At 54.6% G+C, this 625-nt stretch carries 1 pseudogene; it reads left to right on the forward strand.

Features of this window, described 5'->3' with window-relative positions:
* Window positions 1–625: pseudogene (locus tag EAE89_RS23160) on the forward strand (hemagglutinin repeat-containing protein); the annotation flags it as partial.

A 625-nucleotide genomic window follows, 5' to 3' on the forward strand; every position in this document is an offset into this window, starting at 1 on the left:
CTGAGCGGTTCCAATAACCAGGGCCATGACAGCACCACCACGCACGCCGCCGTCAGTGACGGCAACCTGATTATCCGGGACAAAGCGCACCAGACGCAGGATATCGCGAACTTAAGTCGCGATACCGATAACGCCGCCAATGTCCTGAGTCCGATATTTGATAAGGAAAAAGAACAGCAACGGCTGAAACAGGCGCAACTGATGGGCGAACTCAGCGCCCAGATGACCGAGATAGCCAGTACGGAAGGGAAAATTATCGCCACCAAAGCGGCGAAAGCGAAACTGAATCATATCAGTGAACCGGACAAAGCCGCGGCCAGAGAAAAATTGATCAACGCAGGTAATAAAGACCCCTCGCCAGCGGATATCAATAAACAAATCTATGACACCGCTTACACGCAGGCGCTGAATGAATCGGGCTTCGGGACCGGCGGAACTTATCAGAAAGCCTTACAGGCCGCTACGGCAGCCATTCAGGGCTTGGCAGGGAACAATCTGGGTCAGGCGCTGGCCGGAGGCGCTTCTCCTTATCTGGCGGGCGTGATTAAAGAACTGACGACGGACCCACAAACCCATCAGGTAGATATCGCCACCAATACGCTGGCCCATGCGATTTTAGGCGCGG

The sequence above is a fragment of the Photorhabdus heterorhabditis genome, assembly GCF_018448905.1.
Classification (GTDB): Bacteria; Pseudomonadota; Gammaproteobacteria; order Enterobacterales; family Enterobacteriaceae; genus Photorhabdus; species Photorhabdus heterorhabditis.